The following is a 9,534-nucleotide window of genomic DNA, read 5'->3' on the forward strand; positions in this document are numbered from 1 at the left end:
TCGAGGATGTTCTCTCCCAGTGCATCCTTTATCGTATCCCCGAGCAGTTTGCCGAGCATACTGACATTACTTCGCATTGCGGAATATTGTTCGTTCATTTGACCCTGACACCCTTATCGTCTTAAATATAAAACCTCTATACCCAACGGGCATAACATCGTCTTTTATCTAGCCACGGTTCTTCCTGTTCGTCAATTGACTTAAATTGACGATAATTCGCTGCTAACTACCGGAAATTCATAGAATTAAATTGAGAGGAAGCGAGATAAGTTATTCTTATTATTAAATCCCGAACAATGACCGGGCAATTTACTGTTTTAACAGTGAATTGCCCCATCTATTGTTAATCAGTGGCAAAAATGCTGCACAACCTGAGTGATAAGCGCATGAGTCGGCTTAATAAATGCGGTATCAATAAACTCGTCTGGCTGGTGCGCCTGATTGATGGATCCAGGCCCTAACACCAGCGTCGGGCACAACTGCTGGATAAACGGCGCTTCGGTGCAGTAATTCACCACTTCTGTCGGCACGCCCAGTAGCTTCTCCACCACTTTGACCAGTTCATGATCGGCCGGGCATTCGTAACCGGGAATCGGCGGATGCAGCTCACCCACGGTCAGACGGCCAGGCCAGCGCGCGCTCACCGGTGCCAGCGCTTCATTGAGTAAACCGTCGAGATCGCTCAGCGTCAGTCCCGGCAGCGGACGGATATCCATATGCAGCTCACAGCAGGCGCAGATGCGGTTCGCCGCGTCGCCGCCGTGGATATGGCCAAAGTTCATGGTCGGATATGGAATGGCGAAGCCGTCGTGGTGATAGCGCTCTTTCAGCGTATTACGCAGCTGCATCAGCTGAGTAATGGATTCATGCATCAGCTCGATCGCGTTCACGCCGCGCGCCGGATCGCTGGAATGACCGGACTGACCCTGAATGCGGATGGCGTGCGACAGATGGCCTTTGTGGGCGCGCACCGGTTTCAGCGACGTCGGTTCGCCGATGATGGCGCAGTCCGGCCGCAGCTGGGTCGATTCAGAGAAGTATTTCGCGCCGGCCATCGTGGTCTCTTCATCGGCGGTGGCAAGGATGTACAGCGGTTTGCTGAGCTTCGTCACGTCAACGTCACGCAGCGCATCAAGAATAAAGGCAAAGAAGCCTTTCATGTCGGCGGTGCCTAAGCCGTACAGCTTGTTGTCGTGTTCGGTCAGGGTGAAGGGATCGCGCGTCCAGCGGCCGTCGTCGTACGGCACGGTGTCGGTATGGCCCGCCAGCAGCAGGCCACCTGCGCCGCTGCCGCTGCGCGCCAGCAGGTTGAATTTGTGGCGCGTGCCCGGCACCGGCTGGACTTCCACGCTGAAGCCGAGATCGCGGAACCAGCCCGCCAGCAAATTGATTAAAGTTTCATTGCTCTGATCCAGCGCGCTGTCAGTGGCGCTGATCGATGGTGTGGCAATCAGCTGGCGGTAGAGTTCGATAAAAGGTGGTAATTTTGTCTTCACTGTTGACGGTCCTTGGGTTAGGATGTATCAATATTCATGCATTAATAGTGAATAAAAATACAATAACGTCGTCTGCATGTGAAGAGAGAAATCTTCTGCAAACGGCATCGTGGGCAACGGGGCAAGGCCGCGACCCGGAATGTGTGACTGTAATAAGGTATACAGCCTGATGTTGAATACGCTGATCGTTGGTGCCAGTGGTTATGCTGGCGTAGAGCTTGCCACTTACCTGAATCGCCATCCGCATATGAACATAACCGCTTTGGCGGTTTCAGCGCAAAGCCCGGATGCCGGAAAGTTACTCTCCGATCTCCATCCGCAGCTGAAAGGCAGGGTCGATTTGCCATTGCAGCCGCTGGGTGACGCCGCAGAGTGGGCCGGCAAGGTCGATGTGGTGTTCCTCGCCACCGCACACGAAGTCAGCCACGATCTGGCCCCGGAATTCCTGAAAGCCGGCTGCGTGGTGTTCGACCTCTCAGGCGCGTTCCGCGTTAACAACGACGGCTTTTATCAACAGTATTACGGTTTCAGCCATCAGCACCAGGCGTGGCTCGACAAAGCCGTTTACGGCCTGGCCGAATGGAACCACGAGCAGATTAAAGACGCGCAGCTGGTGGCGGTGCCGGGTTGCTATCCGACCGCCGCGCAGCTGGCGCTTAAGCCGCTGATTAAGGCTGGCCTGCTTAATCCGGCTCAGTGGCCGGTCATCAATGCCACCAGCGGCGTCAGCGGTGCCGGACGTAAAGCCAGCGTCACCACCAGCTTCTGTGAAGTCAGCCTGCAGCCGTACGGCCTTTTCAATCACCGTCACCATCCGGAGATTGTGGCCCATCTCGGCACGCCGGTGATCTTCACGCCGCATCTCGGTAATTTCCCGCGCGGCATTCTGGAAACCATCACCTGTCGTCTGAACGCCGGCGTGAGCCAGCAGGATGTGGCGGCGGCGTTCCACAGCGCCTACCACGACAAACCGCTGGTGCGGCTGTACGACAAAGGCGTACCGGCGCTGAAAGCGGTGGTTGGCCTGCCGTTCTGCGATATCGGCTTTGCCGTGCAGGGCGAGCACCTGATTGTTGTCGCAGCGGAAGACAACCTGCTGAAAGGCGCCTCCTCACAGGCGGTGCAGTGTCTCAATATTCGTTTCGGCTTCCCCGAAACGCTGTCTCTGATTTAACGGACGGATAACCTGACCATGAGCAATCCTCTGATCATTAAGCTGGGCGGTGTACTGCTGGATAGCGAAGAAGCGCTGGCGCGTCTGTTTGATGCCCTGCTGGCGTACCGCACGCAGCACCAGCGTCCGCTGATCATTGTCCACGGCGGCGGCTGCCTGGTGGACGAGCTGATGAAGAAACTGGCGCTGCCGGTGAAAAAGAAGAACGGTTTGCGCGTGACGCCGGCCGATCAGATCGACATTATTACCGGTGCGCTGGCTGGCACCGCCAACAAAACGCTGCTGGCGTGGGCGAAGAAGTACGGCATCGGCGCGGTGGGTTTGTGCCTTGGCGATGCGGACCTGGTGAATGTGGCGCAGTTCGATGAAGAGCTGGGTCACGTGGGCAACGCCACGCCGGGCAATCCGCAGCTGCTGAATACGCTGCTGGACGCGGGCTATATGCCGGTAATCAGCTCGATTGGCATCACCGACGGTGGTGAACTGATGAACGTCAACGCTGACCAGGCTGCGACTGCACTGGCCGCGACCATCGGTGCCGATCTGGTGCTGCTGTCGGACGTCAGCGGTATTCTGGACGGCAAAGGTCAGCGTATCGCCGAGATGACTGCAGCCAAAGCCGAGCAGCTGATTGCCCAGGGCATTATTACCGATGGCATGATTGTGAAAGTGCATGCGGCGCTCGACGCGGCGCGTACGCTGGGCCGCCCGGTGGATATTGCCAGCTGGCGTCATGCTGAACAGCTGCCAACCCTTTTCAACGGCGTGTCGATTGGCACCCGGATTCTCGCATAATCAAGGATTACGACATGAGCACGCAAAACATCAAAAAAATCGTTCTGGCTTACTCGGGCGGTCTGGATACCTCGGCCATCATTCCCTGGCTGAAAGAGAACTACGGTGGTTGTGAAGTGGTGGCGTTCGTGGCCAACATTGGTCAGGATCCGGCCGATCTGGAAGGCGTAGAGAAGAAAGCGCTGCAGTCGGGCGCGTCTGAGTGCCACGTGGTCGATCTGCGTGAAGAGTTTATCAGCGAATACGTTTACCCGGTGCTGCAGACCGGTGCGCTGTACGAAGGCACCTATCTGCTGGGCACCTCAATGGCGCGTCCTATCATCGCCAAAGCGCAGGTTGAACTGGCGCTGAAAGTGGGCGCAGACGCGCTGTGCCACGGCGCAACCGGTAAAGGCAACGATCAGGTGCGTTTCGAAACCACCTATACCGCGCTGGCACCGCAGCTTAAAGTGGTGGCGCCATGGCGTGAGTGGAACCTGCGTTCGCGTGAAGCGCTGCTGGATTACCTGAAAGAGCGCAATATCCCGACCACCGCGTCGCTGGAGAAGATCTACAGCCGTGATGAAAACGCCTGGCACATCTCGACCGAAGGTGGCGTGCTGGAGAGCCCGTGGAACGCGCCAAACAAAGATTGCTGGGTGTGGACCGTCGATCCGCTGGAAGCGCCGGATCAGCCAGAAAACGTCACTGTCAGCGTGGAGAAAGGCCAGGTTGTGGCGGTGAACGGTGAGAAACTGAGCCCGTTCCAGTGTCTGGAAAAACTCAATGCGCTGGGAGCGAAACACGGCGTGGGCCGGATTGATATCGTGGAAAACCGTCTGGTGGGCATTAAATCACGCGGCTGCTACGAAACCCCTGGCGGCACCATTATGGTCAACGCGCTGCGTGCGGTTGAGCAGCTGGTACTGGATCGCGACAGCTTCAAATGGCGTGAACAGCTGGGTCAGGAGATGTCTTACGTGGTGTATGACGGCCGCTGGTTTGCACCGCTGCGTCAGTCAATCCAGGCCGCTGCCGCATCGCTGGCAGAGCTGGTGAACGGGGAAGTGGTACTGCAGCTGTATAAAGGCCAGGCCACGGCGATCCAGAAAAAATCGGCGAACAGCCTGTACTCAGAAGAGTTTGCCACCTTCGGCGAAGACGAAGTGTACGATCACCGTCACGCGGGCGGCTTTATCCGTCTGTTCTCGCTCTCTTCACGCATTCGCGCGCTGAACGAGCAGAAGAAGTAATACCGGCGGCAGGCGACATATTTTGCAGGGGCGGCTTCGGGCCGCCCTTTGTTTAACAGATTCAGGAGCAAACAGATGGCACTTTGGGGCGGACGTTTTTCGCAGGCGGCAGATCAACGGTTTAAACAGTTCAACGACTCACTGCGGTTTGACTACCGCCTGGCGGAGCAGGACATCATCGGTTCGGTGGCCTGGTCAAAAGCGCTGGTCACGGTAAACGTGCTGAGCAGTGAAGAGCAGCAGCAGCTGGAAGCCGCGCTGAATGCGCTGCTGGAAGAGGTTCGCGCCAATCCGCAGCAGATTCTGCAGAGCGATGCCGAGGATATTCACAGCTGGGTGGAAGGCAAGCTGATCGACAAAGTCGGCGCGCTGGGCAAAAAGCTGCACACCGGGCGCAGCCGTAACGACCAGGTGGCGACCGATCTCAAACTGTGGTGTAAAACGCAGGTGGCACTGCTGCTGGAAGCCACGCGCGAGCTGCAGTCAGCGCTGGTAGCCACGGCTGAAGCCAATCAGGATGCCGTGATGCCGGGCTACACCCACCTGCAGCGGGCGCAGCCGGTGACGTTTGCCCACTGGTGTCTGGCCTACGTTGAGATGCTGGCGCGCGACGAGAGCCGTCTGCAGGATACGCTGAAGCGGCTGGACGTCAGCCCGCTGGGCTGCGGCGCGCTGGCCGGCACTGCTTATGAGATCGACCGTGAGCAGCTGGCCGGCTGGCTCGGCTTCGCCTCTGCCACGCGTAACAGCCTGGATACCGTGTCAGACCGCGATCACGTGCTGGAGCTGCTGTCTGATGCCTCGATTGGCATGGTGCACCTGTCGCGCTTCGCTGAAGACATGATCTTCTTCAACACCGGTGAAGCCGGCTTTATTGAGCTGTCCGATAAAGTGACGTCAGGCTCATCGCTGATGCCGCAGAAGAAAAATCCGGACGCGCTGGAGCTGATCCGCGGCAAGTGCGGTCGCGTGCAGGGCGCACTGACCGGCATGATGATGACGCTGAAAGGGCTGCCGCTGGCGTACAACAAAGATATGCAGGAAGACAAAGAAGGGCTGTTCGATGCGCTCGATACCTGGCTTGACTGCCTGCATATGTCAGCGCTGGTGCTGGACGGCATTCAGGTGAAGCGTCCGCGCTGTCAGGAAGCCGCCGAGCAGGGTTACGCTAACTCGACCGAACTGGCCGATTATCTGGTAGCCAAAGGCGTGCCGTTCCGCGAAGCGCACCACATTGTCGGCGAAACCGTGGTGGAAGCGATCAAACAAGGCGTCGCGCTGGAAGCATTAAGTCTGGCGCAGTTTAAGCAGTTCAGCGCGGCGATCGGGGAAGATGTTTATCCGGTGCTGTCGCTGCAGTCCTGCCTCGACAAGCGTAACGCGCGCGGCGGCGTAGCACCGCAGCAGGTGGCGCTGGCGATCGGCGAAGCGAAGCAGCGTTTAAACCTGGCGTAATGCGCGCCAGGAAATTTCTTTCGCAAAAAAGAGACAATTCTTGATCGGCCTGGCGTGAAGAGTTCTTAAAGTGTGCTCGCAGTTAATTTGGAGAACATAAATGAGCACTTCACGCTTTGGCTACCCTTTCTTTCCTCTGGAGCCGGCCGTTGAAAACCAGGTTCCTGTCACCTTCGATTCCGCCTCGGTGAATGACGGCGGTTTTATTGTCGATGGCGAGATCACCCGCGATACGCGCCCTGCGCTGAACGGCTATGCCGGCCGTGGCGTCACGCTTGAGTGTTACCATAACGGCGAGTTAGTGGGCAGCACGCTCAGCGATGCTCAGACCGGCTACTTCAGTTTTACGCTGCCTGCCACGCTGGCAGGCGGGAGTCATCAGTTCATGGCACAGGTGGCGGCAATGCCGCAGAGCGCCAGCGCGCCCTTCACGCTGATCGTCGAAGACGCCGGTTTTGTGCCGGTCACGCTAACCGCCATGCACAGCGGTGCGCAGTTTATCTGGCCGGAAGAGAGCACCACGCAAACCCAGCCGACCTTTTCCGGTAAAGGCCAGCCCGGCAGCCGGGTTGAGCTGTTTGATAACGATGAGCCGCTCGGCAGTGCGCTGGTCGATAGCGATCACAAATGGACCTTTACGCCATCTCATGCGCTGGCCGCTGGCGAGCATCAGATCGTGGTGACATGCGGCGCAGGGAATGTCAGTGCGCCGGTCAGCCTGATCGTTGCGGATGATGTTACGGGAGATGTGGCCCGGCCGGAGGCACTCAGCGGCCTGCATCTGCATGATCTGCTGGCCAGCGTGCCGGTTAACCTGTTCCAGGACGCGGAGCTTAACCCGGCCACGCAGCAGTATGAGCTGGTGCTGAATAATGACGATCTGCAGCAGGAGCTGACGCAGTCCGGTATCGTTGGCCACTCCCTTGTGCTGACGGAGCAGGATTTGCAGCAGTTGCTGGGTGATGTGCCACTGTGATGCAGAGGCAAAAAAAAAGCGGGCTTTAAGTAGCCCGCCAACCTCTAGCTTCGGAATTACATATAGTTATAGGCACATCATCAAAGGGCTGGCACTCCCGGCCAACTCAGTGATTTCGTGAGCAGGTTGCAGGTGCTGCTCCGGATCGTTGTTGTTGCCTGTGTGACGCAGTGGCTTTAACAATCCGTGGTCTTAATCAGATGGCCGGTATTATTCCTGTTCACCGCTTGATAGGGCTAATCGTTCATTGCTATTCTATCTATCGCCACGGGCTATCGTGGTTTGGAGGATATCAATGAACATTCGTGATCTGGAATATCTGGTTTCGCTGGCGGAACATCGCCACTTTCGTCGTGCCGCTGATGCCTGTCACGTCAGCCAGCCGACCCTGAGCGGGCAGATTCGCAAGCTGGAAGATGAACTGGGTGTGATGCTGCTGGAACGGACCAGCCGTAAGGTGCTGTTTACGCAGGCTGGGCTGCTGCTGGTGGATCAGGCGCGAACCGTGCTGCGTGAAGTCAAAGTACTGAAGGAGATGGCCAGCCAGCAGGGCGAAACTATGTCCGGGCCGCTGCACATTGGTCTGATTCCGACCACCGGTCCCTATCTGCTGCCGCATATTATTCCGATGCTGCATCAGACCTTCCCGAAACTCGAGATGTATCTGCACGAGGCGCAAACGCAGCAGCTGCTGGCGCAGCTCGACAGCGGTAAGCTCGACTGCGCGATTCTGGCGCTGGTAAAAGAGAGCGAAGCTTTTATTGAAGTGCCGCTGTTTGATGAGCCGATGAAGCTGGCGATCTATCAGGATCACCCGTGGCACGATCGCGATCGCGTGCCGATGTCGGATCTGGCCGGTGAGAAACTGCTGATGCTGGAAGATGGTCACTGTCTGCGCGATCAGGCGATGGGCTTCTGCTTCGAAGCCGGCGCTGATGAAGATACCCATTTCCGCGCGACCAGTCTGGAAACGCTGCGCAACATGGTAGCAGCCGGCAGCGGTATTACTTTGCTGCCGTCGCTGGCGGTACCGAATGAGCGCGTGCGTGATGGCGTGTGCTATCTGCCGTGTTATAAACCGGTGCCGCAGCGCACCATCGCGCTGGTGTATCGTCCGGGATCGCCTCTGCGCAGCCGCTATGAGCAGCTGGCAGAAGCAATTAAAACCCACATGCAGGGTTACCTGGACCGTTCGTTAAAACAGGCGGTTTAAGCCGTTTAACGCCGCCACGCGGTAGGCTTCGGCCATGGTGGGGTAGTTGAAGGTAGTGTTCACGAAATACTCAATCGTGTTACCGCCGTTCTTCTGCTCCATGATGGCCTGGCCGATGTGAATGATCTCCGCCGCACGCTCGCCAAAGCAGTGAATACCCAGAATCTCTTTGGTTTCGCGGTGGAACAGGATCTTCAGGCTGCCGACGTGCATGCCGACAATCTGCGCGCGTGCCAGATGCTTAAACTGTGCACGGCCCACTTCATACGGCACTTTCATCGCCGTCAGCTGCTGTTCGGTTTTGCCGACGGAGCTGATTTCCGGAATGGTGTAAATCCCGGTTGGGATATCTTCAATCAGGTGCGCGGTGGCTTCCCCTTTGATGATCGCCTGCGCGGCAATGCGGCCCTGATCGTAAGCGGCAGAGGCCAGGCTCGGGTAGCCAATCACGTCGCCCACCGCATAGATATGCGGCTGTGCGGTCTGATACATGCTGTTCACTTTCAGCAGTCCACGGCCATCGGCTTCCAGCCCGACGTTTTCCAGCGCCAGTGAATCGGTATTACCGGTACGGCCGTTAGCGTACAGCAGGCAATCGGCTTTGACCTTTTTGCCGGACTTGAGGTGCATGATGACGCCATCGCTGACACCTTCAATCTTCTCAAACTCTTCGTTGTGACGAATCACCACGCCGCTGTTCCAGAAGTGATAAGAGAGCGAATCAGACATCTCCTGATCGAGGAACGCCAGCAGGCGATCGCGGGTGTTGATCAGGTCAACCTTGACGTTAAGACCGCGGAAAATCGACGCATATTCACAGCCAATCACGCCCGCACCATAAATGATGACGTGGCCGGGTTCATGATGCAGGTTGAGGATGGAGTCAGAGTCGTAAATGCGCGGGTGGGTAAAATCGACGTCCGCCGGGTGATACGGGCGAGAACCACAGGCGATGACAAACTTCTCTGCGGTTAAGCGCTCGCGCGTGCCGTCTGGCTGTTCCACTTCGATGGTGTTGGCATCAACAAAATGGGCGTCGCCCTGATAAAGCTCACAGCGGTTACGCTCGTAAAAGCCCTGACGCATGGCAGTCTGCTGGCTGATGACGTTCTCAGTGTGATTCAGAATGTCGGCGAACGAGGAGCGCAGGAGTCGGGTGTGATCGCTATAAAGAGGGTTTTGATTGAACTCGA

8 protein-coding genes are annotated in these 9,534 nt (G+C 57.4%); 6 read left to right on the top strand and 2 right to left on the bottom strand.

Annotated elements, in window-relative coordinates:
• Nucleotides 1–347: 347 nt before the first annotated feature.
• Entirely contained in the window at nucleotides 348–1,496 is a 1,149-nt protein-coding gene (argE, locus tag QMM04_RS18210; protein WP_282996697.1) for an acetylornithine deacetylase, read from the bottom strand.
• 169 nt (nucleotides 1,497–1,665) lie between these two features.
• Here argE and argC point away from each other — a divergent pair, with 169 nt between their 5' ends.
• The 6 genes from argC (at nucleotide 1,666) to oxyR (ending at nucleotide 8,341) form a co-directional block, all read left to right on the top strand.
• Nucleotides 1,666–2,670, top strand: a complete 1,005-nt coding sequence (argC, locus tag QMM04_RS18215) for an N-acetyl-gamma-glutamyl-phosphate reductase (RefSeq protein WP_282996698.1) — start codon at nucleotides 1,666–1,668, stop codon at nucleotides 2,668–2,670.
• An 18-nt stretch (nucleotides 2,671–2,688) separates the two neighbouring features.
• Nucleotides 2,689–3,465, top strand: a complete 777-nt coding sequence (gene argB / locus QMM04_RS18220) for an acetylglutamate kinase (protein ID WP_125310725.1) — start codon at nucleotides 2,689–2,691, stop codon at nucleotides 3,463–3,465.
• Nucleotides 3,466–3,479: 14 nt separating this feature from the next.
• Nucleotides 3,480–4,697 carry an argininosuccinate synthase gene (locus QMM04_RS18225; RefSeq protein WP_021506829.1) on the top strand — a complete coding sequence of 406 codons (1,218 nt, stop codon included), beginning with the start codon at nucleotides 3,480–3,482 and terminating at the stop codon, nucleotides 4,695–4,697.
• A gap of 75 nt (nucleotides 4,698–4,772) precedes the next feature.
• Nucleotides 4,773–6,152 (top strand): argininosuccinate lyase, encoded by a 1,380-nt coding sequence (argH, locus tag QMM04_RS18230; protein ID WP_104094280.1) that lies wholly within the window; start codon nucleotides 4,773–4,775, stop codon nucleotides 6,150–6,152.
• Nucleotides 6,153–6,252: 100 nt separating this feature from the next.
• Nucleotides 6,253–7,128, top strand: a complete 876-nt coding sequence (locus tag QMM04_RS18235; RefSeq protein ID WP_211724989.1) for an Ig-like domain-containing protein — start codon at nucleotides 6,253–6,255, stop codon at nucleotides 7,126–7,128.
• 295 nt (nucleotides 7,129–7,423) lie between these two features.
• Nucleotides 7,424–8,341, top strand: coding sequence for a DNA-binding transcriptional regulator OxyR (gene oxyR / locus QMM04_RS18240; RefSeq protein ID WP_021506826.1), 918 nt, complete (start codon nucleotides 7,424–7,426; stop codon nucleotides 8,339–8,341).
• Here the strand turns inward: oxyR and sthA are convergent.
• On the bottom strand, nucleotides 8,324–9,534 hold a 1,211-nt coding region (gene sthA, locus QMM04_RS18245), incomplete at its 5' end, for a Si-specific NAD(P)(+) transhydrogenase (RefSeq protein WP_282996699.1). The two genes, oxyR and sthA, sit on opposite strands and share 18 nt — an antisense overlap.

The organism is Pantoea sp. Pa-EAmG (genome assembly GCF_030024295.1).
Lineage (GTDB): Bacteria > Pseudomonadota > Gammaproteobacteria > Enterobacterales > Enterobacteriaceae > Pantoea > Pantoea dispersa.